We start from the raw sequence: 24,652 nt of genomic DNA on the forward strand, positions 1-24,652 counted from the left end.
TCAAGGGTTAGTGCCAGGTTTTTAGAGTGAAGTCGCAGATAGGTTCATCACATGTGCAGTCTGTGTTCGTTTGGCTGCTTTTCCAACGCGCGTGGATTCTATTAGTATCAGATTTAACAGCACCCCCTACGCCTCTTTGCTGGAACCTCGGTTCCTGTGAACGCGCCTCAAGGGGGCCCTTTCTTTTATAATCCGAATCTTATGACTCCGATTCCCTTCCTCCGCCCCGAACAGCAAGAGCAGTTTCTCCGTGAACACGGGATGATCGAAAGTCAACCACTGAACGGCGAGCAGCGACAGTGGTTGAAGACCGTCAACTTTCATTTTCTAATGGGGTATGCGAGGCATTATAGAGATCTGATCGAAGGTGGTTACGTTGACCGCCCGAAGCGGTTTTCAGATATCAAGGGCCTCGTGGATACTGAGGCTGAGCTTGCTGCCTTCCTCGCCCCTTGGATAAGACGGGCTGAGTGGGTTCTTCGTGCCCAAACAGTTAAGCATTTTTGCGTACAGCAAGGGACTGGGGAGGGGTATCTTGACCGTGATAATTGGACATGCCATGACGATAAGCAAGCAGAGCGACTTCAACTGTCAATGCTTCGCGATATATTACGTCATGGCGAGCCCTATGTAACTTCTGAGATTAAGAGGCAAGCAGCGCTTAAACAGAGGCGAGTGCCGGGATGGTGTGATTCGCAAAACCTGGAGGAAGTGATGGGGCTGGTCAAAGAACTTCCGCTTTGGGCTGTAGTCGACAGTTTTACCATTGGGACACTAGGTAAATTCCTACGCTACTGCGGAACTCAGCCTGGCGGAACGAAAAGCGTCAACGATTTGGTGGCAAGAGATCTACGAGTTCCTAAACGCTCGTTCAACACGACTGTTGAATGTTTTGGTATTACTCGGAACCTCTTATTTCACCATCAACGTCTCTGGATGCGACCAATGCCTAAGAGTCCAGGGCTTTCGAATGTGTTGGAGCGGCGCTATCCGAACGACAACCTAAAAAGTGCATTTAAACAGGCTCAATTCATAGCTTTGGCGAGTATCTCTAGCTTGCTTCCCCCGTCGGAGCGTGTTCAATACCTGGATGCACTCGATGGTTTTCTGGAGCGGAATCCGCTCTACACTATTGGTATAAAAAGACCTGTTTTTGCAAAATTCACCCCAAAGTAGTCGGAGTAGGCAATGCTACCAAAATTGCTACCACCCACACCCCGCCCCAAAAATGGCAAACAAAAAACACCCCGTGACCTGGGGTGTTGTTGGATACTTAGACGTCGAAAATGATAAAAGCCGCGTGAGTTCCTGAACCCCTTTTGACCAGGGAGTTTGTTGTTTCTGGGGCTGTTCGCTAGCGTGCTGGAGGTTCAGCTATAGGGTACTCATCGCCGTTCGGTTCGTTGGTTTGGTGCATATTTCTGGTTGAGGGGGTCTGCTGGTGGGGTTGCGTTAGCGGGTACCTAGTGCGGGGGTTAGAACATAAAATCTGGCATCGAGAAGGCTTCTGGCACGTTGTATCTGATTTCGTTGGCTTCTTTGCGGACGTTGATGTTCGAGCTTTCGAGGAGAATCGGGTTCAGGTAAGGCTTTTCTTCGTGAAGGAAGATTGCATTGGAGACGTTGGTTCGAATGTAGGTGGCGCTCTCGCGGGTGAATCCTAGCCGTTGGAGAAGGATAGTTTCCTGCTTTGTTGTGCCGTACTCGATGTACTCGTACCAGTCATTGTCGAACTGCTCTACTCCGTGGACCTTCTTGTATTCGTTGGAGAATTTGAGGAAGTAGTGGGGTGTGGTATGGGCGTAAGACGTGGGCGTCGAACACGAAATACAAGTACACAGTCTGGCAATGCAACCACAAATACACAGACGAACATCCCTGCAGCAGCGCGACGGTGAAAGACGAGCAGATCAAGGATTCTTTCGTGCAAGCGCTCAATCAACTGATCGCCCGCCGTCCGCAGCAAAGCCAGCTACCGCAGGTGCTTGGCGACATGTTCGGTACGAGCCGTTTGGAAGAACAGGCCGCTGCCTGCCAAACAAAAATCGTGGAGCTGACCGAGCAGATCGAGGCGCTGATTGCGGAAAACCAGCGGTGTGCGCTCAACCAGGACGCCTACCAAGCCCGCTACACCGAACTCGATACTATCTACCGTAAGACGCTCGCACGTAAAACAAGCCTGGAAGCAGATATCGCAGCGAACACCGCCAAGCACGCCGCCATCACCACAGCCCTAGGCGATTTGACGGGCGAACCTGTGAGCGAGTTTCACCCCGCACAATGGAGCGCTCTCATCGATCACGCCATCGTAGACGAGGATACGATCCGGTTGGTATTCCGCACCGGTGAACAGGTAAGCATGGCCTTGAAAGGGTGATGCTCGTATCGGTTGATGTGCACGGTTAGGTACACCTCCCAGAAAGCGAGTAAGGTTAGACTTACCTAATAAGGATGGTGTTTACGTGAACGATAGTGTAACGGATCAGGTTGTTGACGGTGAGTATGGGTCCGCGAAGGAAAAATCTGTCGCTGGCCAGAACGCGATCCGTCAGCTATCGCAGCCGGTGAAAGGCAAACTGTTTATCGCGCAGGTTTTGGCTTTTCTCTCAGGCGTGTTGGCTATTGCCCCGTATGTGGCTCTGGTGGAGCTTGGCAGAGAACTTATGCAAGACCAGGTGGACCCGGCGCGGGTGAACTGGATCGTCATGCTCCTCGTCAGCGCATACATGGCCCGGTTGACCTTATATTTTGTTGCATTGGGCGTGACGCATTTTATTGACCTGTCGTTGCGTAATCAGATGCGTCGGCAAATTGCCGCCCGAATGTCGACTGCTCCGCTGTCGTGGTTTACCCGCGAGGGTGAGGGGAAGATCCGCAAGACCATTCAGGATGATACGGCCACGGTGCATACAGTGATCGCGCACGGGCCGATTGAGAAACTGAACGCGATCGTATCCCCGCTCGCCTTGTTGGTGTATGCGTTTGTGGTGGATTGGCGGCTCGCTCTGCTGTCGATTGCGACGATTCCGATTTATGTGGGCATGTATGGCATGTCGATGCGTGGGATGAATGAGAAGACCGCACAAATGGACACCAAGCTCGCTCAGGTTTCGGCAACGATGGCCGAGTTCGTTGCCGGTATCTCAGTGGTGAAAGCATTCGGCAAGGTCGGCCAAGCACATAAAGCCTATTTAGATGCGGCTAACGAGTTTTCTAAGTTCTACCGGGCGTGGTGTATGCCGCTGGTGTCGATGTCGGTCGCCTCATTTTCGTGGGTGTCGATCCCGGTGTTGTTGATCGTGAACCTTGGCGGTGGCGCGTTGATGATGAACGCCGGTTGGGTGAGCATCTACGAGGTGATAACGACGACGTTGATCGCCTTGGTGCTGCCGGGAGCGTTGATGGCAGTCGCAACCATCGCCTGGTCGTACCAGCTCGCAGGGTCTGCGGCAGTGAGGCTGGTGAACGTCATGGAGCTACCAGCGTTGAGTCAGCCCGATGCGCCACAGACACCACACGGTCATGATATCGAGATTCGGGGTGTGTCGTATGCCTATGACGACACCCAGGCATTAGACGAGGTGAGCCTGAGCATTCCGGCAGGCACGGTGACCGCGCTGGTTGGCCCGTCGGGTGCGGGGAAGTCGACGTTGGCGAGTTTAATTGCCCGCTTCGATGACCCGGACGCTGGCACGATCACTATCGGCGGGGTTGATCTAAAGAGCATTTCCCAGGATTTGTTGTATTCGACGGTCGCGTTCGTCTTGCAAGATGCACAGCTTATTCGCGACACCATCCACAACAACATTGCCCTGGGCGCGCCAGACGCAACCTTGGATCAGGTGCGACAGGCGGCGAGAGCCGCGCAGATCGACGAGTTCATCATGAGCCTGCCAGATGGTTACGACACCGTGTTGGGGGAGGACACCCACGTTTCGGGCGGGCAGGCAGCCCGTATCGCGATCGCCCGGGCGCTCATGGTTGATGCCCCAGTGTTGGTGCTGGACGAGGCGACGGCGATGGCGGACCCGGAATCGGAATCGAAAATTCAACAAGCTCTCTCGACTCTTGCCAAAGGCAGAACCGTGATTGTGATCGCCCACCGGTTGGCCTCGATCAGGGGCGCGGATCAGATTGTCGTCATGGAACGCGGGCGCATTGCTGTGGTCGGTAAACACGACGAGCTGTTGGGTAATGCGCACTATCAGGCACTTCTTGCCCAAGGTGCATGTGAGGAGATGACACGATGAATCAACTATTGCTGCCACGCTTTAAGCGTTTGATGGAACCCGCTTCGTGGCGTGACCTCTCGGTCGGTCAAGCGTGGGGTGCGGTCTCAGGACTGTGTCACGGCTTTGCCCTGCTGATTCTGCTTCCCGCAGCAAGTGCCCTAGCGACCGGAATGCCGGTGTGGGGGTTATCGTTTTGGGGCTGGCTCATCGCCTTGGCGGTGATCTCGGTAGCGGGTGTAGGCACCGAGTTTTATGGCATGCGCACCGGCTATATTGGCGCGCTCGGGTTCATTCACGACGTCCACCACGCAATAGGTAACAAAGTAGCCCGCCTACCGTTGGGAGTGTTCGATTCGGGTAGCTCTGGCCGACTGTCGCGCATGGTCACCCAGGAAATGATGAACTTGGGCGAGTCGGCGGCGCACTTCATTTTCTCCCTCGTCCAAAAACTCTCAGCCGTGCTGGTGATCACTGTGGGAACCTGGTTCTGGGATTGGCGGCTGGGACTGACCTTGACGATCGCGTTCCCGATCATGCTCGCCTTCCTCCATATCTCCCGCGTGCTTCTTGATAAAGGTAAGCAGGTTTCCGAACCAGCTGAGTCAGAATTGGCGGCTCGCATGGTCGAATTCGCCACCTGCCAAGGCGCGCTGCGCTCCTGCCATGTCGCCGACGACTACCCGGCCCTTGATCGGGCATTCAAACAGGCTGACCGCAAAAGCCGCAAAGCATTGTGGATCGAAACATTAGCGAACCTGATTAATGGAATGTTCGTCCAAGCCCTTGTCGTGATAATGATCTGGCTGACCGCCCAACTCGCCCTCGGCGGGCAAATGAATGCGCTGAACGCCGTGGTCACAATCGGCATGTGCCTGCGGTTCACCACCATGCTCCAAGACATCGGTGGCTGCATGACCGGGCTGGAAGAACGCCGCCAGCAGATGAACCACGTCGACAAGGTCATGGATGCCCCCGAACTGTCCGAACCCGATGCCTCTACACCAGTGAGGGCACCTGGTGATGTTCGTTTCGAGGACGTCACCTTCAGCTACGATCCGGACACCCCGGTGCTGCACGATATGTCCTTCCATGTCCCGCAAGGCGGCATGTGTGCCCTGGTTGGTCCATCTGGGTGCGGGAAGACGACGATCGCCCGGATGGTTGCACGTTTCTGGGATGTGCAGTCCGGCAGCGTGCGCGTTGGCGGAGTGGACGTGCGCGAGCAGACCACCGAAGATTTGATGCGCCAGATATCTCTGGTCTTCCAAGACGTCTACTTATTCAACGACACTCTCGAAGCCAACATTCGCCTTGGCAATCCCGAAGCTACTGATGAAGAAATCAGGTGGGCCGCTGAGCTGTCGGGCGTGACGGAAATTGTCAACCGCCTCCCAGACGGCTGGAATTCATTGGCGGGTGCTGGCGGGCGTGCACTGTCAGGTGGGGAACGCCAACGAGTGTCCATCGCTCGCGCCTTGGTGAAGAAAGCCCCGATCGTGCTGTTCGATGAGGCCACCAGCGCGTTGGACGCGGAAAATGAAGCCAACATTGTTGCGGCGATGAACGAGCTGCGTAAGCACTCCACACTAATTGTCATCGCCCACAAACTTGAAACCATTCGCCAAGCTGACCAAATCATTGTGCTCTCCCACGATGGGCGTATCGCCCAGCGCGGGTGCCACGACGAGCTGGTCAACCAGCCGGGTCAATACCGCGATTTCTGGCAAGAACGCATCAACGCAGCTGGATGGCAACTCGTCTAAACACAGCACGTATACGCACATGAAAGGAAAAACTATGTCTACGCCTACATCCTCGCGCCTCAACACGCGCGACTTCATCAACATTGGCGTCTTCACCGCCTTGATGTTCGTCATCGTGTTTGCATTCGGAATGCTCGGGTTCATCCCCGCCGCCATGTATGCCGGCTTCTTGCTTTCTATTCTCGTTAACGGCATCGTCTTTGCGCTGTTCACAGCACGCACTCCGAAGATGGGGGCATTGACAATCATGCTGATTATCATCGAAATCCTCTTCTTCGTGACCGGCCACTGGGTAGGGGGAATCGCGGTGGCCGCTGTATTCGGCCTGCTCGCCGACCTAGTCATTACCAAGGGGCCGAAGAGCGTGAAGGTTCGCGTTCCGCTGGCATACGCACTGTTTATTCTGCCGATCTATGTTTCCCCGTGGATGCCGCTATTTATGGACCAAGACGCATATATGTCGCAGATCGCCGAACAAATGGGCGCCGAGTATGCCGCGAAGATGGCGCAGGTTGTCACGATTCCGATTCTGTTGGGCTTCTTCGTTGTGATGCTCATCGTGGGCTGGCTTGCTGGTCTGTTGGGAACCAGGGTGGCGCGTAAGCACTTTGAACGGGCCGGTCTTGTCTAAACTTCCCGACCCGCGCACGATTATCGTAGCGCTCGTCATCGTCTCCACCACGATCTACAGTGCCTACTCGCCGTGGTTCGTGTGTGCTCTGGGCGGATTCGCCGCCGTGATGCTGGCGAGCGCTGCGATCAACCCCAACACGCTCGTGCGCCCGAGCTGGGTGGCCGTCTACCTGGCCACGTTTGCGGTCCTCGGCGGGCTCGTCTTCGTGATACCACTGGTGTGGAAGTCAACGGTCAGCGCGTTCCTCATGCTGTTTTTGCAGTGGATGTGGCGATTCAGTGTCAGCGCAGGCATGGGCGCATACGCGATCGGTGTAATCCGACCCGCCACCTTGCAAAAAGCACTCGTCAGCTCACGGATCCCGACCTGTTTCACGATCCCAATCTCGGTTGCCTTACGGGTGCTGCCCGTGATCGGCCACGAGGTTAAAGCGATCTCAGATGCGATGAAACTACGCGGCATGTCTGCGTTTTCCCTGCGCGCGGCCCAGTACTTCACAATCCCGCTGCTATCGACCGTGGTACGCAGCGGGGACGAACTGGCATCTGCTGCCCTCGTGCGAGGACTGGGCGGAACCGCAAAGCCCACCTCAGTCACGGTCGTGAAATTCCGTGTGATCGACGCAGTCATTCTGCTCGTCGTTATCGGCTTCGCGATATGGAGAATCGTCCTATGACAATAACCCAAGCCACCGGCGTCACCTTCACCTATCGAGGAGCAGACCACCCCTCAATCACTGACGCAACCATCACCATCACACCTGGAACCGTCACCTTGCTGTGTGGCGCATCGGGATCGGGGAAAACCACCGCGCTACGGCTGTTTAACGGGCTCATCCCGCACTTTCACGACGGCGACCTTACCGGAAGCGTCACAGTCGACGACATTGACGTGGCACGAGTAGATCTATCAGAGCTTGCCCACCACTGTTCGACAGTGTTTCAAAACCCACGCACCCAGTTCTACACCACTCACGTGCGCCAAGAACTCGCCTTCGGCCCAGAAAATCTCGGCCGCGCCCCGCAGGAGATCTGTGCCCGCATTGACGAGGTTGCAGCCGAGTTAGGTATCGCCGACCTGTTGGAATCCCGCGTCACACAGCTGTCGGGCGGGCAGATGCAACGCGTGGCCTGCGCCGTCGCCATGTGCAACAACACGTCGCTGATCGTCTTTGACGAGCCGACCGCGAACCTATCAGCTGATCTTATCGGCCAACTCGCCACACTCATCGCCAGGCTCAAAGCTGATGGACACACGATCATCATTGCTGAACACCGGCTAAGTTTTCTTTCCGGGATCGCTGACCGTGTCTACTGCTTCGACAAAGGCAAGATCGCCCTCACCGCAACCGGCGAAGAGTTCTACGCTACCTCGGATGAGGAGCGCAAACAGCTTGGACTGCGATCCCTAGTGACTGTGTCTATGCCACAACTTCCGGAACCGGCAGGGGAGGGGCTCACGATCGACAACCTCACCTTCGCCTACCGGCAGGGGAAAACGGTTCTCAACGTCGACCATGCGCTCTTTCCGGCAGGGAAAATCACAGCGCTCCTCGGCCCGTGCGGTTCAGGGAAATCAACCCTGGCACGCATTGTTTGCGGACTAGAAAAAGCCAAACACGCATCCATCACACTCAATGGACAAAAATTCCCCAGCCGTGACGCCTACCTTGTGATGCAAGACCCTACCCGACAGTTGTTCTCAGATACCGTCATCGACGAAGTCACGCTCGGCACGACCAAAGCCGAAAAGCAACACATCGATGCCCACGCGATCCTTGAAGAACTCGACCTTGCCGACCACGAGGCTGACCATCCCCAAGCACTCTCTGGCGGGCAGCGCCAACGCCTGGTTATTGCTACAGCGCTTGCTGCGAACAAGAAAGTTTACATCTTCGACGAACCCACGTCCGGTGTTGGCTACAAGCACCTTGTCGCGATTTCCCGAGTAATGCGTAAACTCGCTGACACTGGTGCCGTCGTCATTGTCATCACCCACGACGCTGAACTCGTTACCGAGGTCGCCGACCATAGCGTCCGCCTTGACCAGATCAACGCCTGCTAACGCAAACGCTCGCTCAGCCGAAAGAGAGGAAAGCGCTTCCGCAGGTCAGAGCTAATGCGCTATACACTCGCTAACGCAAGCGATTTTCTTGACCCCCTTGGGGCGTACGCGCTAACGCAAACGCCTACTTATCATTTTCGACGTCATAGTGGAGCCGGCGACAGTGGAGCCGGCGACGGGAATCGAACCCGCACTCTCAGCTTGGGAAGCTGATGTTCTACCACTAAACTACGCCGGCAGCGCATGTAATGCAGCAGTGGGTAATTTTAGCACCGCGCTGCTAATTCGCCAAACGCTAGCGGGCTGCGTCGGACCCGTCGGGGAGTGCGCTGAGTGAGCAGGCGCGCTGGTTGGGGGTGCGGTCGTCGACGGTGCGCTCGAGGCCCCACCGGGTGAGGGCTGCGACGGTGAGGTCGGATTGCATGTTGGGGTGCAGGACTCGTCCGGAGTTCGGGCAGGATGCTTCGATGTTGATGTTGACGACGTCCGCTCCGTCGACAGCTTGCAGGATTGAGGTGCTGTTTGGGGTTGCGGTGACGTCGGATGGTGAGTAGAGCGAGGTGTACACGATGCCGGCTTGGGTGTCGGGGAGTGCGTTGAGGGCCTGGATCTCGGGGGAGTCGTTGAGCTGTTGGAGTGCGCCTGGTCCGACGAGGAACGCCGCGAGGCGTGGGAGTGCGCGGGCGATGGGGGAGAGGAATCGGCCGGCGCCGTTGAGGTCGGTACCGTGGAAGGTGGCGCCGACGGTGACTGCGCGGCGGACGTTGTTGCCACCGCCGAGCTCGGCGATGTACTTCTTCACCAGCAGGCCGCCTTGGGAGTGTGCGACGAGGTCGACCTGGTCGGCACCGGTTGCTTCCTTGACACGTTCGACGTTGCGCGCGAGTTCGCGCGCGGAGCTGTTGATGTCGGCGTTGCCGTAGGAACCGGGGAAGAGAGAGGGCAGTCCGCTGCCACGGCCGTAGTTGAAGCCCCATACGCAGTAGCCTGCGGCTTTGAGGGCGACGGCGTTTTGGGCCCACTTTTCGGTGTTGCCGGCGGTGCCGTGCACGTACAACACGGGTGTGGTTTTGTCGGCGGCGGGGACGCAAGAGGCGTCGTTAAAGATGTCGCTGGTGTTCGCTGTGGCGATTGGGGCGCCGCTGACCGCGAGAGCGGCGGTCAGGAGAATGGTCGAGAGGATTCGGTGCATGCGTTTACTTTAGCCCCACCCCAAAGCAGGCTAGACTAGGCGCCGTGCTTCTTTCAGACCATGACATTCGTGACGCCGTTGATTCGGGACGCCTCGGTATTGCGCCGTATGACGCTGCGTTAGTGCAGCCGTCGTCGGTGGATGTGCGTTTGGATCGGTTCTTCCGCGTGTTCAATAACTCGCGCTATACCCATATTGATCCGCGTGAGGAGATGCCGAATCTGACTACGCTGGTGGAGGTCCCTGAGGGTGAGGGGTTTGTGCTGCACCCGGGTGAGTTTGTCTTGGCGTCGACGTTGGAGAAGTTCACGTTGCCAGCCGATTTGGCTGGGCGTCTAGAGGGCAAGAGTTCTCTGGGCAGGCTTGGCCTGTTGACGCACTCGACGGCCGGGTTCATCGATCCGGGGTTTTCGGGCTACATCACGCTTGAGCTGTCGAATGTGGCGAATTTGCCGATCGTGCTGTGGCCGGAGATGAAGGTCGGCCAGTTGGCGTTGTTCGCGATGACGTCGCCGGCGGAGGTGCCGTACGGCAGTGGCGCGTTGGGCTCGAAGTATCAGGGGCAGCGGGGTCCGACGCCGTCGAAGGCGTATTTGAACTTCCGGTAGGGGCCTCGCGTATGCGGTTGTCGGTGGTCGGCGTGGGGTATTTGGGGGCGACGCATGCCGCGTGCATGGCTGAGCTCGGCCACGAGGTGCTGGCGGTGGACACGGATGCGCGCAAGGTTGCGGCCCTGCAGTCGGGGAGGGCGCCGTTGTTCGAGCCCGGCCTCGACACATTGCTGCAGCGCCACACGGCTTCGGGCCGCCTGAGATTCACGGCTGATCTGCGCGAGGCGGCGGGGTTCGCGCGGGTGCATTTTTTGGCCGTCGGCACGCCGCAGGTTTCCGGTGGGCTTGCCGCAGACACTTCATTTCTTGACGACGCCACCTCCCACCTCGCCGCAATCCTGAAAGGGGAGCACCTGGTGGTGGGGAAGTCGACGGTGCCGGTGGGCACTGCGCGCCGCCTGCAGGAGCGTTTCCCGGATGTGGTGGAGGTGGCGTGGAACCCGGAGTTTCTGCGTGAGGGCCACGCGGTGAAGGACACGCTGGCGCCGGACCGGATCGTGGTGGGACAGCGCCCGGGTGGGCGCGCGGAGCAGGTGCTGCGGGAGGTGTACGCCACTCCTATTGAGCAGGGCTCACCAGTCGTGGTGACGGATCTTCCCACCGCTGAACTGGTAAAGGTGGCGGCGAACGCGTTTTTGGCCACGAAGATTTCTTTCATAAATGCGGTCGCCGAGGTGTGCGACGCGGCGGGGGCTGACGTTACCCAGCTGGCGGACGCGATCGGGATGGACGGGCGCATCGGCCGCCAGTTCCTGAACGCCGGCCTGGGCTTCGGGGGCGGCTGCCTGCCGAAGGACGTCCGGGCGTTCATCGCGCGCGCCGACGAGCTCGGCGCGGGTGACTCGGTGCGTTTCCTCCGGGAGGTCGACACCATCAACCAGGGCCGCCGCGCCCGCATTGTTGACCTGGCGCGAGGGGAGCTCGGCGAGCTGGAGGGGCGCACTATCGCGGTGTTGGGGGCGGCGTTCAAACCGAACTCGGATGACATCCGGGACTCGCCCGCCCTCGACGTGGCGCAGCGCCTCCACGACGCCGGTGCTCGCGTGCGCGTCCACGACCCGAAGGCCCTCGCCAACGCCCGCGCCGCCTACCCCGACCTGGAGTTTCCCGGCACGCTCACACAGGCCACCGCAGGCGCGGACCTGTGCATCCTGGCCACCGAGTGGGATGCGTTCCTGGAGCCGCTGGTGGGCGTCGATAAGCGAGTAATTATCGACGCCCGCAACGCCCTCGATATCCCCACCTGGCACAAGGCGGGGTGGCGAGTCATCCGCTAGTGCTGGTGGTAATCCGAAAGGAAGTTGCCGAGGCGCTCGATGGCGTTCTCCAACTGTGACGCCCACGGCAGCGTGACCACGCGGAAGTGATCCGGGGTGGGGTAGTTGAAGCCGGTGCCCTGCACCATGAGGATCTTCTCGCTCTTGAGCAGATCCAGCATGAAACGCTCGTCGTCGTGGATGTGGTACATCTCCGTGTCGATCTTCGGGAAGGCGTACAGGGCGCCCTTCGGCTCCACAACGGAGATGCCCGGGATTTCGCGCAGCTTGCGCACGGCGACGTTACGCTGCTTGTGCAGGCGGCCGCCATCCGCGGTGAGCTCGTAAATCGACTGGCGTCCACCCAGGGCCACCTGGATCGCGTGCTGGCCAGGCACGTTCGCGCACAGGCGCGTGCCGGACAGCAGGTCCAGCCCCTCGATGAGGCCCTTCGCCCGGCGACGCGGCCCCGTAATCACCATCCAGCCAGCGCGGTACCCGCACACCCGGTACGCCTTCGACAAGCCGTTGAACGTCAGGGTGATCACGTCCGGGGCAACCTCCGCCATGGAGATATGCTGGGCACCGTCGTAAAGAATGCGGTCGTAGATCTCGTCGGCGAAGATCATCAGCTCGTGCTCGCGGGCAATGTCCGCGATGCCCTCGAGCGTCTCCCGCGAGTACACCGCACCCGTCGGGTTGTTCGGGTTAATCACCACGATCGCCTTGGTCTTGCTGGTCACCTTGGAGCGGATGTCCTCCAGCGAGGGGTTCCAGTCGTCCTCCTCGTCGCACTTGTAGTGCACCACCTTGCCGCCCGCAAGTGTCGACGCCGCCGTCCACAGCGGGTAATCCGGCGTCGGAATGAGGATCTCATCACCCTCGTTGAGGGAAGCCTGCGTGACCATGCTGATCAGCTCAGACACACCGTTGCCCAGGTACACATCATCGATGTCGAACGCCGGGAAGTCCGGAATCATCTCGTAGCGCGTCACAATCGCACGACGCGCCGAAATAATGCCTTTCGACGTGGTGTAGCCCTGCGACGTCGGCAAATTGGCAATCATGTCGCGCATGATCACATCCGGCGCCTCAAACCCGAACACGGCCGGGTTGCCCGTGTTCAGCTTCAGGATGGTGTGGCCGTCGCGCTCCATCTCCTCCGCGGTCGCGCTCACCGGGCCGCGAATGTCATAAAACACGTTCTTCAGCTTCTCGGCCTGGTCAAAGTGCCGGTGCCGCTTAAAAGGCGTGTGCTGCGGACTTTTGTTTTCTGGTGCTTCTGATTGCTTCTTGTTGGCCATGTGCCAATACTAGCGCCCGAACCTAACCACGTTTGTTGAACCGCTGCATCGTCTGCTGCGCGATATTCAACGCATCGTTCTTCAGCTGGTCCATCTGCTGGCGCTGCTGCTGCTTCCGCATCGCGATCTCCGCCGCCTGATGCGACTGCAACTCCAACTGCTGCATCTTGACCGCCTGGCGCTGCGCCCGCTGAATCTGCCGAACCGACGGCGAGTACCAGCTATCCGGCCCCACCTTCATCACATACAGCAGGATGAACACGGTCGGGATGATCAGCAGCGACAGTACGGCCAGGAAGTTTTCGCCCATCTCGGAAAAGACGACGATGAAAGCGAGGCTGGCGATCGTCGACAAGCCCAGCAGGCCTCCGCGCACATTGCGTCCGCGCTTGCGGGCCAGCTCAATGTCCTCGCCCGTGTACACCGGCGACTGTTGCGACTGCTGGGCAGGCACCTGACACTGGCCCGGCTTCTGCGGCAAATCCTGGAACAACGCCATCAAGTCCGGCGAGTACTCCGCCTTCGCGACAGCCGCACACCGCCTATCGAACTCGTCCATGGTCAGGCGCCCCTCACCGAACGCCACCGACAACGCCGTCACCGCGTCATTGCGGTCGGTGTCACTGATGCGGTAGTTGAACTGGAAATTCGGATTCGGCTGAGGCATGGTCATAGCTCCTAAGCATACTTGGCTGGTGTGGCCCGTCCTAGACCTGCAAAGTGTAGTAACAGGAATGTAGTAATCCCCGAAATGGGCGCCAAAAATCCGGATTACTACATTCCTGTTACTACAGTTTGGGTTTTGTCGGGCCCTAGGACACCAAGTTGGTGATGAAGATCGCCAGCAGTGGCAGCGCGAAGAACACGCTGCCGACCCAGATAAAGATGTACACCTTGTTTTTATCGGCGAGTCCGGCGAGCCACTCGGCACCCTTCGGGGGAAGTGCGCGCAGGAACGGCACCGACATGATGATGATCGCTGCGAAGGTGTTGAAGAGGGTGTGTACCAGGGCGGTCTGCATGGCCACCTCGGCAACCTCGGGCGGCGCGGAAAACGCCGCGATCAACCCGGTGACCGTGGTACCGATGTTGGCGCCGACCACGAACGGGAACAGGTCGCGCATGTGGAACTTGCCCGACGCCGCCAGCGGCACCGTCAGCGACGTGGTGGTGGAGGAGGACTGCACCGCCGTAGTGATGACGGCGCCGGAGAGGACACCGGAGAGGGTGCCCTTGCCGAGTGCCGCATGCAGGAACTCCTGCGCCCGGCCGACCAGCAGCGTGCCGAGCATGTTGCCGATGAACCCGATGACCACCATGATCAGCGCAATGCCGCCGATGGAGAGGACGATGCCTCCCCACACGGGGCTCAGTGGGCTCACGATGGTTTCGGCGAGGGAGACGAGTGGTTCGGTGATGGCGTCGACAAAGTCGCCGATGCCGCTGAAGATTGTGTTGAGTATGCCGCCGGATCCACCGCTGGTGTAGTGCGCGATCGCGCCCGAGGTTTTCTGCAGGAAGCCGGTGGCGAGCTCGAGCGGCATGAAGATGGCCAGGGCGATCAGGTTGAAGAAGTCGTGCACAGTGGCCATCGCGAAGGCGCGGCGGAACTGCTCCTTGTTGCCCGAAAGCCCGAGCGCGACGAGGGTGGCGGTCACGGTGGTGCCCAGGTTGGCGCCGAAGAGCATCGGGATGGCGATTTCGATGGGCAGGCCACCCGCGACCATGCCGACGGTAATCGACGTCGTGGTGGACGAAGACTGCATAATCGCAGTCGCCAAGATACCGATGCCCAGGCCCACGAACGGGTTCTGCGCAAACGAGAAGAGTTCCTCGGCGCGATCTCCTGCAGCGAGCTGGAAGCCGGCGCCGATCATGCTCACCGCGTTGAGCAGCAGCCACACCGCAACCACGACGGACATCCAGTCCACGAACGTTTTGAAGGGACCACCGAACGGCAAGAAACCCAGTGGGTCTTTCTTGCCTGCATCCGCCCCGTCGGGATGGTGCGTGAACGTCGTGGTCGCGGTGTCCATGCTCATAAGGTGAAGCGCTTCCTGTCGTCGAAAAGTTTCTCGCCAAAAAGGGCCCAGAGCGCGGGCCAACATATCACCATAATGTGCGCATGTGCACGGCCGGTAACACCAAAGTGAACTTTAGGCGAACTTATAGCAGCTGCCGCGCGTACCAGCCAAGAGTGGAGTTTGACGACGTCGTAGGCTGGTCAAGGTCCATGGAAACAGGGGACAGCAGTTCGGGACCGAAGTACAGCTCTGGGTAGGAACCCGTCAGCCAGTACTTCTTGTCCTTCCAAACTCCGCCGGAGGTGACTGCGACGAAGCCGCGGCCCGGGATCCAGATGGGGCCGCCGGAGTCGCCGTGGCGTGGCCCGCCGATGGAGGTGGCGATCATGTTGCCGCGCACCCCGGTCACGTGCCCGCAGAACTCGCGGCGCGTGGTGGCGCCGTAGGCGCAGACGCGCTCGCCTGGGCGCACCGCGTTGGGGTGGACTTTCGCGTTGCCGGAGAACCGGTTGGTGCCGGCGGTAGCGCCGGAGAGGGTGACGTAGGCGAAGTCGTTAGGGCCGTCAGAGGAAACGAGCCAGCCGGGGAAGGAGATCACCGTACCGATGCGTCGGCCGCTGCCGTCAAGGACCTGCTGGAACGGGAACTTTACGCAGTGCCGCGCGATGGCGATCTGGTTGCGCGCATGGTCCACGTAGCCGACGGTGCAGATACCGTAGGCGAGCCCCATGTCGAGGCGGACGCGGTCGCCCTGGTTCACCATCGGCCGCGCGTCGGCGGCGGGGGCGAGCAGGGAAGTGGCGGTGGCGACGCCCACGCATGCAACGGCGATCTTCTTCATAAACTGGCGCATAGCCAGCAGCTTACTGCTTGTGGTGGGCGTAGGAGACCATTTCGTCCCACTCGACGATCTTCTTACGCTCGCGGCTGTGGGTGCCACACTCTTCGCCGAGCTTGCGCTCCGCTTCGTCGAGGCGGTACCAGCCGTCCCACGTGGTGTAGTCGATGCTGCGCTCGTCGAGAAGTCCGAGGATGGCGTCCGGGTCCTCGTGGACCGGGGCAGTGAGCTTGCCGGCGTCAGCGTCGGCGATGAGCATGTCGGTCGTTTCCTTCGCGTCCGACTTCGTGTTGCCGATTAGGCCGACCGGGCCACGCTTGATCCAGCCGGTGACGTAGAGGGAGTCCTCGAAGCCGTCCTCGCCGAGGACGTGGCCACCGTCGTTCGGGATGACGTGGCGCTCAAGGTCGAACGGGACGCCCTCGACGGGTTCGGAGCGGTAGCCGATGGCGTGGTAGACTTGCTGGACTGGCCAGTCGGTGAACTTGCCGGTGCCGCGCAGCCCGCCTTCGCCGTCGAACTCGGTGCGCTCGGTGCGGATACCAACGATGGCGTCGCCCTCGGTGAGCACCTCAACAGGGGACTCGAAGAAGTGAATGTGGATCTTGTGCGGGGCGTCGTCCGGCTCGCGCATCGCGTACTGCTCCAGGACCTGGCAGTTCAGGTCGATGGACTTGTCGGCGCGGCGCAGTTCCTCGGAGGGACCGTCGTAATCAATGTCTTCAGGGTCGACGAGCACCTGGATGGTGTCGGACTCGTCGAGCTCGCGTAGCTCCTTCGGCGTGAACTTCGCCTGCGCCGGCCCGCGGCGGCCGAACATGTGGATGACCTCGGCCTTGTTGTTCTTCAGGGACTCGTAGACGTTGTCCGGGATCTCAGTGACCAGCAGTTCGTCGCCGGTCTTCGCCAGGATTCGGGAGATATCCAGCGCCACATTGCCGACGCCCACCACCGCGACCTCGCGCGCCTCCAGGTTCCAGGAGCGCTCGAAGCGCGGGTTGCCATCGTAGAAGCCGACAAACTCGCCGGCGCCGATCGACTTGTCGCCACCTGGGACGAGGAACTCACGGTCGCGGACAGCGCCGGCGGAGATGATGATGGCGTCGTAGTACTCGCGCAGCTCATCAATGGTGATGTCGCGGCCGACGGTGATGTTGCCCAGGAAGCGCAGGTTCGGCTTGTCCATCACGTTGTGCAGCGACTTGACGATGCCCTTGATGCGCGGGTGGTCCGGGGCGACACCGTAGCGGATGAGGCCGAACGGCGCAGGCATCTGCTCAAACAGGTCGACGTGGATCTCGTGCTCCTGATTGCGGATGAGCAGATCGGATGCGTAGATACCGGCTGGCCCGGCACCTACGACAGCGACGCGCAGACTCATAGAAATATGTCCTTTCGGTTTTTGAGGCTAGTTATCTTAACAATATAGCGCTACGTGTTTAGTTCTTGGAGCGCCTGCCCATTTGTGCCATGTGTTCGCGCACGGCGTTGAAGGCCTCCTTGGAGTCCAACGTCTGGCTCTGTTGGGTGGCCATTTGGACCTCGTCGGGGGTGACTTCGCCAGTTCGGAGCGAGACCATCTCTGCCCAGTAGCGGAACCAGACAGCGAGGACCGCGGCGACCGGCACCGCGAGGAACGCGCCGACGATGCCGAACAGCGTGCCGCCGAGCGCCACGGAGAGCAGCACGATCGCTGCGTGCAGGCCCATTGCCTGGGACTGCAGGATCGGCTGGAGGATGTTGCTCTCCAGCTGCTGCACCACGATGATGAGCACGAGCACCAGGATGGCGTTGGTCAGGCCGTTGGAGACCAGCGCGATGATCACCGCCAACGCGCCCGCCGTGACCGCACCGATGATGGGGACGAAGCCCGCGAAGAACGTGATCACTGCCAGGACCGGCCACAGTGGCACGCCGAGTAGGAGCAGGCCGAGGCCGATGAAGATGGCGTCGACAGCCGAGACGACCGCCTGCGTGCGGATGAAGCCGGACAGCGTGTTCCAGGAACGCATGCAGACCTCGGTGAGGTGCCAACCGGCGCGCACGCCGACGTAACCCTTGAGCCACGGCAGGAACTTTGAGCCGTCCTTCAGGAAGAAGAAGGTGAGGATCAGGGTCAGCGCCAAGGTGGTGCCGACGGACGCGATCGCCCCGAGGCCTGAGAACACACCAGACGCGATGTTGGAGGCCTGGCCTCGCAGGACGTTCGTGACCTGGTCGATGACCTCTTGAACCTTGGTTGGATCGATGAGCTCGTTATCGACGTTGTCGCGCAGCCAGTGCGTGATCTGGTCAATACCCTGCTGCGCCTGGTCGACGAGCTGGGTGCCCTGGGTGCGAACGGTCGGGGCCATCGCGGCGAAAATGCCGCCGATGATGGCGAACGCCCCCACGAGCACGCCGGCCGCAGCGAGCGCAGGCGGCGCTTTCTTCTTGCGCAGCCAGTCCACTGGCGGCCACAGCACCGTGCACACGATGAGCGCTAGGAAGATCGGCAGCAGTCCCATCCAGACGTACTTCAGCAGGTACAGCAGGATGGCGGTGGCGGCGACGATGATGATGAATCTCGCCGCCCAAGCTGCCGCGGTGCGCCCGTCGGAGGCGATGACCGTGCTGCGGTCAACATTTTCTGAGGAAAGCTCCTGCGCGGCGTCGGCCGCGGTGGGCTGTGTTTCCTCCTGTGGTTCAACTTCGTTGTTCATACCAAGACATTGTGCCAGACCTCTCCGACATAACTTATTTACACCCCCTGGACTGCAAGATTAGGAAAAGTTGAGTCGAGTGGGAATAACTTTCTGGATTGCATGTTGTAAGGATTGAGCGTGACAGGCTCAAGGTTGGCGGAACTTCTGCTACAGTGGTTCCCGTCAAGTTGAGTCGAGGCGATTCAACTTCGGATTAACTTCAGAAATGACTTCGACAAACACAGGAGGAAATGTAGAAATGGGACGCGCAGTAGGTATTGACCTTGGTACGACAAACTCGGTTGTCTCTGTCCTTGAAGGCGGAGAGCCGGTAGTTATCGCGAACGCTGAGGGTTCGCGCACCACCCCGTCTGTCGTCGCGTTTGCGAAGAACGGCGAGGTGCTGGTTGGCCAGTCCGCGAAGAACCAGGCGGTCACCAACGTTGACCGCACGATCCGCTCCGTTAAGCGTCACATGGGCGAAGACTGGACGGTCGAGATTGATGACAAGAAGTACACCCCGCAGGAGATTTCCGCACGTACGCTGCAGAAGCTGAAGAGGGACGCAGAGGCATACCTCGGCGAGGAGGTTACCGACGCCGTCATTACCGTCCCTGCCTACTTCGAGGACGCACAGCGTCAGGCTACGAAGGAAGCCGGCCAGATCGCAGGTCTGAACGTCCTGCGTATCGTCAACGAGCCGACGGCAGCTGCACTGGCATACGGCCTGGAGAAGGCTGACAAGGAGCAGACCATCCTGGTCTTCGACCTTGGTGGCGGTACCTTCGACGTCTCCCTGCTGGAGATCGGCGACGGCGTCGTAGAGGTCCTGGCAACCGCGGGTGACAACGAGCTCGGTGGCGACGACTGGGACAACCGCGTGGTTGAGTGGCTCGTCGATAAGTTCAAGTCTGCACAGGGCGTCGACCTGTCCAAGGACAAGATGGCGATGCAGCGCCTGCGTGAGGCCGCTGAGAAGGCAAAGATCGAGCTGTCTTCCTCCCAGCAGGCATCCATCAACCTGCCATACATCACGGTTGATGCCGAGAAGAACCCACTGTTCCTCGACGAGACGCTGACGCGCACCGAGTTCCAGAAGATCACCTCTGACCTGCTGGACCGCACCAAGGCGCCGTTCAACCAGGTCATCAAGGACGCTGGACTCTCCGTCGGCGAGATTGACCACGTTGTGCTGGTCGGTGGTTCCACTCGTATGCCGGCCGTGACCGACATGGTCAAGGAGCTCACCGGCGGCAAGGAGCCGAACAAGTCCGTGAACCCGGACGAGGTCGTGGCACTCGGTGCGGCGCTGCAGGCAGGTGTCCTGCGTGGCGACGTCAAGGACGTCCTGCTTCTCGACGTCACCCCGCTCTCCCTCGGCATCGAGACCAAGGGCGGCGTGATGACCAAGCTCATCGAGCGCAACACCACCATCCCGACGAAGCGTTCCGAGACCTTCACCACGGCTGAAGACAACCAGCCAAGCGTGCAGATCCAGGTCTTCCAGGGCGAGCGCGAGATGGCTTCCGCGAACAAGCTGCTCGGCTCCTTCGAGCTGGCTGGCATCGCACCGGCACCGCGCGGTGTTCCGCAGATTGAGGTCACCTTCGACATCGACGCCAACGGCATCGTGTCCGTCTCCGCAAAGGACAAGGCGACCGGCAAGGAAAACACGATCAAGATCCAGGACGGCTCCGGCCTGTCCCAGGAGGAGATCGACCGCATGATCAAGGACGCCGAGGCACACGCCGACGAGGACAAGAAGCGTCGCGAGGAGCAGGAAACCCGCAACGGTGCAGAGTCCGCGGCTTACCAGACGCGCAAGTTCATGGAAGACAACGCCGACAAGCTGCCGGAGGACCTCAAGACCCGCGTCACCGAGGCAGCCGACGCCGTCGACGAAGCACTCAAGGGAGATGACCTTGAAGCGGTGAAGTCGGCCGTCGAAAAGCTGAACACCGAGTCGCAGGAGCTGGGCAAGGTGCTCTACGAGGCACAGGCCAACGAGGGCGCAACCCAGGCCGAGGCAGCCGACGACAACGTTGTCGACGCCGAGGTAGTCGACGAAGACACCGACGAAACCAAGTAAACAACAGCAACACTGCAGAAGGAGGTCACCATGACGAACCCGAATACTCCGGAACCGGAGCAGGTTGAAGACCTGATCGAAGAAGCCGAGGCAGTAGCAGCAGAAGCTGCCGAACCCGAGGCTGAAGCTGAGGTCGACGCCGACGCTGCACCGGAAACGGACGAGGGCGAGCAGGATGACGTCGAAAAGCAGCTTGCTGAGCGGACCGAAGACCTGCAGCGTGTGAGCGCCGAGTATGCAAACTACCGGCGCCGCACCGAGCGGGAACGCGCGGCCATCGCCGAGCATGCGAAAGCAGCCTTCGCCACCGAACTGCTCCCGCTTCTCGACGACCTCGACCTCGCCGAACAACACGGAGACTTAAACGAAGGCCCACTGAAAGCCTTCGCCGACAAACTCCGTGGCGTGGCCACCGCGCAACGCGTCGAAGCCTTCGGCGCAGAAGGCGACGCCTTTGACCCTGAAACCCACGAGGCAGTCCAAGACCTGTCCTCCGGCGACGACAAAGTCATCGGCACCGTACTGCGCAAGGGCTACCGCGTAGGCGACCGACTCGTGCGAAACGCAATGGTCATCATCGCCGACCCTGCGAAAGAGCCTGCTGAAGACAACGAGTAACAACAAAACCCAGGGCCGGGGCGTGAGGTGCGCGAAAAGCGGCCTTTACGCCCCGGTTTTGTACTTGAAATAACAAAATTCATCCGAGAAAGGAGGGTGCGAGATGGCTATGCAACAAGAGTGGGCCAACAAGGACTACTACGGCGACCTCGGCGTCTCCAAAGACGCGTCCACAGCTGACATTAAGAAGGCATACCGCAAGCTCGCACGCGAAAACCACCCCGACTCCAACCCCGGCAACAAAGCCGCCGAGGAGAAGTTTAAGAAGGTGGCAGAAGCGTACGACGTCGTCGGCGACGAAGAAAAACGCAAAGAATACGACCAGTTCAAAGCGATGATGAGCTCCGGCGGCTTCGGCGGCCGATTCGGAGGGGCAGGAGGTCCCGGCTTTCCGGGAGGGTTTCGCCAAACGGGGCAGAGCGACTTCAACTTCTCCGACCTCTCCGACATCTTCGGAGGAGCCGGGGGTGCTGGACAAGCTGGAGAAGGCGGCCTTGGTGATCTCTTCGGTGGCCTCTTTAACCGCGGCGGCGCTGCTGGCAGGAACGCTCGGCCGTCGCGGGGGGCGGACGTCGAGACGGAAATAACCCTCGACTTCCGCGAAGCCGCCAAAGGCACCACCTTCCCCGTCGAACTCACCGGCGACGCCCCATGCACCACATGCCACGGCTCCGGATCCAAATCCGGCCACGTCGAACAGTGCGAACAGTGCCACGGCTCCGGCTACGTCCGCGAGAACTCCGGCGCCTTCGGCATGGCCCGCCCATGCACCAACTGCGGCGGCACCGGCGACGTCATCAAGGACCCGTGCACCACGTGCCACGGCACCGGTACCGTCCGGCGCTCCCGCACGATCACGGTGCGCATCCCCGCCGGCGTCGTCGACGGCCAAAAAGTGCGCCTCGCCGGACAGGGCGAAGCAGGACCCAACGGCAAACCAGCCGGCGACCTCTTCGTCACCGTCCACGTCCGCCCCGACAAAGTATTCACCCGCACCGGCGACGACCTCGAAGTCACCGTCCCCGTCTCCTTCAGCGAACTCGCCCTCGGCGGCACCATCACAGTGCCCACCCTGGACAAACACGTCCGCGTGAAGGTCCCCGCAGGCACCCCCAACGGGCGTACCCTGCGCGTCAAAGGACGCGGCGTGCCACGCAAATCCGGCAACGCCGGCGACCTCCTGGTCACCGTCGAAGTCGCAGTGCCCAAGGACCTGGACGCAGCCGCTACCAGCGCGCTGCGCGCCTACCAGCAAGCCGAACGCGACTCCGGGTTCGACCCGCGCGCCGGGTGGGCAGGAGGTGCATAACCATGGCTGAGGAGTACTACGTCATCTCCGTCGCCGCCGAACTCACCGGCATGCACGCCCAAACCCTACGAACCTACGACCGCATCGGCCTCGTCACACCGATGCGGACCAGCGGCGGCGGACGCCGCTACTCCCGACGCGACATCTCCATGCTGCGCCGGATCCAACAACTCTCCCAAGAAGACGGCGTCAACCTGGCCGGCATCAAAACCATCATCGAGCTCACCGAACACATCGATGAACTCCAAGAGGAACTGGCGGCCAAACGCGAAGAAAACGCGCAACTACGCCAACGCTTGGAATCACGCCCGCGGGGCGGGGAGCTCGTTCACGTTCCCCGCTCAACCGCGCTGGTGACGTGGGAGCCGTCCTCCGCCAGGTCGCGTCGCCGGGCGCGGTAATAGTGGAAAGCCTCTGCTTCGCTTTGATGCTTGGCGGGGGCTGTTTTCTTTTGTTTGGGGGTTCTTGGGAGCTGGTGCGTGCTGTGTTTTGCCCTCTGCGCGTTCGTGTCGAGGTGTTTAGGGAGTGCGATGCTGGTCGCCGGAAATCGGCCCGGTTGGGTGAGAGAGCACGACCTGCATCGCACGCTTTGAATCCCACGCTTTGAGTGGTTTGAGGGCGCCAGGCAGGGGAGGGTGCGCACCAAATTCCTACATCGGGCGGGTTTGTGTGACCTGGGTTTTTGTAAATCTGCTCGCTGAAAACCCGGAATCTGGTGCAAAGAAGCAAGGCTTGGGGGAACGTTCTTCGTGGACAGACGACGCGACCTGGGGAAACGCAAGTGCTGGTCGACGGGAACAGGCCTGAAACGCCAAATGGTTCCCGGGCGCGGGAACTATTTCAAGGATGCTGATTGATTGGCAGTCCCAGTTGAGTCGTGGATAGGCGGGTCGCCTCGTGGGGGCGTCGTGCTCAAGAAGTGAGGACGCTGAGGGGTTGTTGAAGTGCTTGATCTGATGAATGTGTAGCGCAAGCCTGGGATGGAGAGGGTCTGGTCTTCATATCGCTGAATGACCGTAAATGTTATGTTTGCTACATCTTTACTGTAGTAAACATAGCTTCCTGGTGTTGTATTTGATATGTTTGCTACATGAAGCTTTCTGAAGCTCAGACTATCTTGGCAGCGTATTCCTATCTGCAACATGGTTTGGTTACCTCTGCCCAAGCGGCAAGGGAGGAGATTGATACCACGACGATGACACGATTGGCGCAGGGGGATTACATACGTCGTATCCGTCGAGGTGTGTACATCCTTTCTAGTGTGGCGGAAGATTCACTGACGGAGATCCGGGCGGCATGGTTGTCGACCAGGCCGGGGATTCTCGCTGAGGAACGTCTCCATGCAGAAAACCCGATCGTTGTCTCCCATGTCTCGGCTGCCAGCGTGCTTGAATTGGGTGATATCACCCCGGCAACGCATACTTTTACGTCCTCGAAACGGAAGCAATCATCCGCGACTGACATGTCTCATCGCACTGCTGATCTTCAGGATGAGGACTGGATGATAGTTCGTGGCCTTCCAGTGACGACCGTGGCGCGTACGATCCGCGACCTGGCGAAAGATAGCCTTGATGGGGACCAGCTTTACCACGTAATTGCGGACGGAATTCACGAACGGCGTCTTAGCCCCTCGGAGGTTGCGCGGGTAGTTGATCCCTATGCTGGTTCCTACGGCAGTAGCTCGGGCGATGAGATGGTGGCGGAATCTTTGCGACGCTTCCCTGAGCATGACAGCGCAACAGAAGCTAGGGCCTACAGTAGGAAATCGACCCCTGATGGTTGGGCCAACATGATGGAGGACGTTGGAGAAGCAGTAGCGTCAGCACTGATGCGCCAACTGTCGGATGAGTTGTTATCGAGAAAGCATACGACCCCTGGGCAGGAAGCGACGTTGATGCAGGGCGCGTCGCAGCAAACCCTCCGTTCGAAAGACTGGAAACTAGATCACGCCACGTTGGAAGCGATCCAGGCTCCAGTGAATGCTTTGTTTAAGAAACATCACCCTGCGTCAGACTCTGCTGATGGTGGTGAATC

The 24,652-nt window shown here is 59.9% G+C and carries 21 protein-coding genes and 1 tRNA gene; 14 read left to right on the plus strand and 8 right to left on the minus strand.

Translation table 11 applies throughout. The annotated features are described in order from the left end of the window. The first annotated feature begins 201 nt into the window (after window positions 1-201). The 7 genes from ACXIUA_RS11140 (at window position 202) to ACXIUA_RS11170 (ending at window position 8,693) form a co-directional block, all read left to right on the plus strand. Window positions 202-1,176: an Abi family protein gene (locus tag ACXIUA_RS11140; RefSeq protein ID WP_256021321.1), complete on the plus strand. Its 975-nt coding sequence runs from the start codon at window positions 202-204 to the stop codon at window positions 1,174-1,176. Between the two features lie 718 nt (window positions 1,177-1,894). After that, complete coding sequence (locus ACXIUA_RS11145; protein WP_256021319.1) at window positions 1,895-2,377, plus strand: hypothetical protein; 483 nt, start codon at window positions 1,895-1,897, stop codon at window positions 2,375-2,377. Between the two features lie 85 nt (window positions 2,378-2,462). Further along, on the plus strand, window positions 2,463-4,250 hold the full coding sequence (locus ACXIUA_RS11150; RefSeq protein ID WP_070361799.1) for an ABC transporter ATP-binding protein: 1,788 nt from the start codon (window positions 2,463-2,465) through the stop codon (window positions 4,248-4,250). Then, window positions 4,247-5,995 carry an ABC transporter ATP-binding protein gene (locus tag ACXIUA_RS11155; protein WP_070975613.1) on the plus strand — a complete coding sequence of 583 codons (1,749 nt, stop codon included), beginning with the start codon at window positions 4,247-4,249 and terminating at the stop codon, window positions 5,993-5,995. Before ACXIUA_RS11150 ends, ACXIUA_RS11155 begins: the two co-directional genes overlap by 4 nt. A 34-nt stretch (window positions 5,996-6,029) precedes the next feature. Next, window positions 6,030-6,626, plus strand: coding sequence for an MptD family putative ECF transporter S component (locus tag ACXIUA_RS11160; protein WP_070361801.1), 597 nt, complete (start codon window positions 6,030-6,032; stop codon window positions 6,624-6,626). Continuing rightward, a complete protein-coding gene (locus tag ACXIUA_RS11165; RefSeq protein ID WP_070361802.1) occupies window positions 6,619-7,305 on the plus strand; it encodes an energy-coupling factor transporter transmembrane component T family protein in 687 nt (228 codons plus the stop codon). The genes ACXIUA_RS11160 and ACXIUA_RS11165 overlap by 8 nt, the downstream gene beginning before the upstream one ends. Then, window positions 7,302-8,693 (plus strand): ABC transporter ATP-binding protein, encoded by a 1,392-nt coding sequence (locus ACXIUA_RS11170; RefSeq protein WP_070975612.1) that lies wholly within the window; start codon window positions 7,302-7,304, stop codon window positions 8,691-8,693. Before ACXIUA_RS11165 ends, ACXIUA_RS11170 begins: the two co-directional genes overlap by 4 nt. Before the next feature lie 164 nt (window positions 8,694-8,857). On the opposite strand, the gene ACXIUA_RS11175 is transcribed toward ACXIUA_RS11170, so the two are convergent. Together ACXIUA_RS11175 and ACXIUA_RS11180 are read right to left on the minus strand one after the other, a co-directional pair. Next, window positions 8,858-8,931 (minus strand) — tRNA-Gly (locus ACXIUA_RS11175). A gap of 57 nt (window positions 8,932-8,988) precedes the next feature. Continuing rightward, on the minus strand, window positions 8,989-9,885 hold the full coding sequence (locus ACXIUA_RS11180; protein WP_457976875.1) for a lipase family alpha/beta hydrolase: 897 nt from the start codon (window positions 9,883-9,885) through the stop codon (window positions 8,989-8,991). Window positions 9,886-9,929: 44 nt separating this feature from the next. Here ACXIUA_RS11180 and dcd point away from each other — a divergent pair, with 44 nt between their 5' ends. Together dcd and ACXIUA_RS11190 are read left to right on the plus strand one after the other, a co-directional pair. Further along, window positions 9,930-10,493 (plus strand): dCTP deaminase, encoded by a 564-nt coding sequence (dcd, locus tag ACXIUA_RS11185; protein ID WP_070479603.1) that lies wholly within the window; start codon window positions 9,930-9,932, stop codon window positions 10,491-10,493. An 11-nt stretch (window positions 10,494-10,504) separates the two neighbouring features. Continuing rightward, on the plus strand, window positions 10,505-11,773 hold the full coding sequence (locus tag ACXIUA_RS11190; RefSeq protein ID WP_457976876.1) for a UDP-glucose dehydrogenase family protein: 1,269 nt from the start codon (window positions 10,505-10,507) through the stop codon (window positions 11,771-11,773). Here ACXIUA_RS11190 and ACXIUA_RS11195 read toward each other — a convergent pair. The 6 genes from ACXIUA_RS11195 to ACXIUA_RS11220 all read right to left on the minus strand — a co-directional run bounded on the left by ACXIUA_RS11195 (window position 11,770) and on the right by ACXIUA_RS11220 (window position 18,620). After that, complete coding sequence (locus ACXIUA_RS11195) at window positions 11,770-13,056, minus strand: pyridoxal phosphate-dependent aminotransferase (RefSeq protein WP_457976877.1); 1,287 nt, start codon at window positions 13,054-13,056, stop codon at window positions 11,770-11,772. The two genes, ACXIUA_RS11190 and ACXIUA_RS11195, sit on opposite strands and share 4 nt — an antisense overlap. A gap of 22 nt (window positions 13,057-13,078) precedes the next feature. Then, on the minus strand, window positions 13,079-13,723 hold the full coding sequence (locus ACXIUA_RS11200; protein ID WP_457976878.1) for a DUF1707 SHOCT-like domain-containing protein: 645 nt from the start codon (window positions 13,721-13,723) through the stop codon (window positions 13,079-13,081). Between the two features lie 145 nt (window positions 13,724-13,868). Then, window positions 13,869-15,098 carry a Na/Pi cotransporter family protein gene (locus tag ACXIUA_RS11205; protein WP_457976879.1) on the minus strand — a complete coding sequence of 410 codons (1,230 nt, stop codon included), beginning with the start codon at window positions 15,096-15,098 and terminating at the stop codon, window positions 13,869-13,871. Between the two features lie 124 nt (window positions 15,099-15,222). After that, the gene (locus ACXIUA_RS11210) at window positions 15,223-15,933 is read right to left on the minus strand and encodes a hypothetical protein (protein WP_457976880.1); all 711 of its coding nucleotides are present in this window, start codon (window positions 15,931-15,933) and stop codon (window positions 15,223-15,225) included. 10 nt (window positions 15,934-15,943) lie between these two features. Next, window positions 15,944-17,299 (minus strand): FAD-dependent oxidoreductase, encoded by a 1,356-nt coding sequence (locus ACXIUA_RS11215; protein WP_071573058.1) that lies wholly within the window; start codon window positions 17,297-17,299, stop codon window positions 15,944-15,946. Between the two features lie 58 nt (window positions 17,300-17,357). Further along, the gene (locus tag ACXIUA_RS11220) at window positions 17,358-18,620 is read right to left on the minus strand and encodes an AI-2E family transporter (protein WP_070479596.1); all 1,263 of its coding nucleotides are present in this window, start codon (window positions 18,618-18,620) and stop codon (window positions 17,358-17,360) included. Between the two features lie 241 nt (window positions 18,621-18,861). Here ACXIUA_RS11220 and dnaK point away from each other — a divergent pair, with 241 nt between their 5' ends. From dnaK to ACXIUA_RS11245, 5 genes are all read left to right on the plus strand, one after another. Next, window positions 18,862-20,691: a molecular chaperone DnaK gene (dnaK, locus tag ACXIUA_RS11225; RefSeq protein ID WP_070479595.1), complete on the plus strand. Its 1,830-nt coding sequence runs from the start codon at window positions 18,862-18,864 to the stop codon at window positions 20,689-20,691. A 30-nt stretch (window positions 20,692-20,721) separates the two neighbouring features. Then, window positions 20,722-21,309 (plus strand): nucleotide exchange factor GrpE, encoded by a 588-nt coding sequence (gene grpE, locus ACXIUA_RS11230; protein ID WP_457976882.1) that lies wholly within the window; start codon window positions 20,722-20,724, stop codon window positions 21,307-21,309. A gap of 103 nt (window positions 21,310-21,412) precedes the next feature. Further along, window positions 21,413-22,618, plus strand: a complete 1,206-nt coding sequence (dnaJ, locus tag ACXIUA_RS11235; protein WP_284805419.1) for a molecular chaperone DnaJ — start codon at window positions 21,413-21,415, stop codon at window positions 22,616-22,618. Between the two features lie 2 nt (window positions 22,619-22,620). Continuing rightward, window positions 22,621-23,019, plus strand: coding sequence for a heat shock protein transcriptional repressor HspR (locus ACXIUA_RS11240; protein ID WP_070361811.1), 399 nt, complete (start codon window positions 22,621-22,623; stop codon window positions 23,017-23,019). A 689-nt stretch (window positions 23,020-23,708) separates the two neighbouring features. Further along, window positions 23,709-24,652: type IV toxin-antitoxin system AbiEi family antitoxin domain-containing protein (locus ACXIUA_RS11245; protein ID WP_457976883.1), on the plus strand; the 944-nt coding region annotated here is incomplete at its 3' end.

The sequence above is a fragment of the Corynebacterium sp. UMB8791 genome, from assembly GCF_054166365.1.

Excerpts from the sequence above, each read along its gene's own strand:
- dnaJ (WP_284805419.1), top strand. The coding sequence starts at position 21,413 with ATGGCTATGCAACAAGAGTGGGCCAACAAGGACTACTACGGCGACCTC.
- ACXIUA_RS11180 (WP_457976875.1), bottom strand. The coding sequence starts at position 9,885 with ATGCACCGAATCCTCTCGACCATTCTCCTGACCGCCGCTCTCGCGGTC.
- ACXIUA_RS11220 (WP_070479596.1), bottom strand. The coding sequence starts at position 18,620 with ATGAACAACGAAGTTGAACCACAGGAGGAAACACAGCCCACCGCGGCC.
- ACXIUA_RS11170 (WP_070975612.1), top strand. The coding sequence starts at position 7,302 with ATGACAATAACCCAAGCCACCGGCGTCACCTTCACCTATCGAGGAGCA.
- ACXIUA_RS11140 (WP_256021321.1), top strand. The coding sequence starts at position 202 with ATGACTCCGATTCCCTTCCTCCGCCCCGAACAGCAAGAGCAGTTTCTC.
- ACXIUA_RS11215 (WP_071573058.1), bottom strand. The coding sequence starts at position 17,299 with ATGAGTCTGCGCGTCGCTGTCGTAGGTGCCGGGCCAGCCGGTATCTAC.
- ACXIUA_RS11190 (WP_457976876.1), top strand. The coding sequence starts at position 10,505 with ATGCGGTTGTCGGTGGTCGGCGTGGGGTATTTGGGGGCGACGCATGCC.
- ACXIUA_RS11160 (WP_070361801.1), top strand. The coding sequence starts at position 6,030 with ATGTCTACGCCTACATCCTCGCGCCTCAACACGCGCGACTTCATCAAC.
- ACXIUA_RS11195 (WP_457976877.1), bottom strand. The coding sequence starts at position 13,056 with ATGGCCAACAAGAAGCAATCAGAAGCACCAGAAAACAAAAGTCCGCAG.
- ACXIUA_RS11155 (WP_070975613.1), top strand. The coding sequence starts at position 4,247 with ATGAATCAACTATTGCTGCCACGCTTTAAGCGTTTGATGGAACCCGCT.
- ACXIUA_RS11210 (WP_457976880.1), bottom strand. The coding sequence starts at position 15,933 with ATGCGCCAGTTTATGAAGAAGATCGCCGTTGCATGCGTGGGCGTCGCC.
- ACXIUA_RS11200 (WP_457976878.1), bottom strand. The coding sequence starts at position 13,723 with ATGCCTCAGCCGAATCCGAATTTCCAGTTCAACTACCGCATCAGTGAC.
- ACXIUA_RS11240 (WP_070361811.1), top strand. The coding sequence starts at position 22,621 with ATGGCTGAGGAGTACTACGTCATCTCCGTCGCCGCCGAACTCACCGGC.
- dnaK (WP_070479595.1), top strand. The coding sequence starts at position 18,862 with ATGGGACGCGCAGTAGGTATTGACCTTGGTACGACAAACTCGGTTGTC.
- grpE (WP_457976882.1), top strand. The coding sequence starts at position 20,722 with ATGACGAACCCGAATACTCCGGAACCGGAGCAGGTTGAAGACCTGATC.
- ACXIUA_RS11205 (WP_457976879.1), bottom strand. The coding sequence starts at position 15,098 with ATGAGCATGGACACCGCGACCACGACGTTCACGCACCATCCCGACGGG.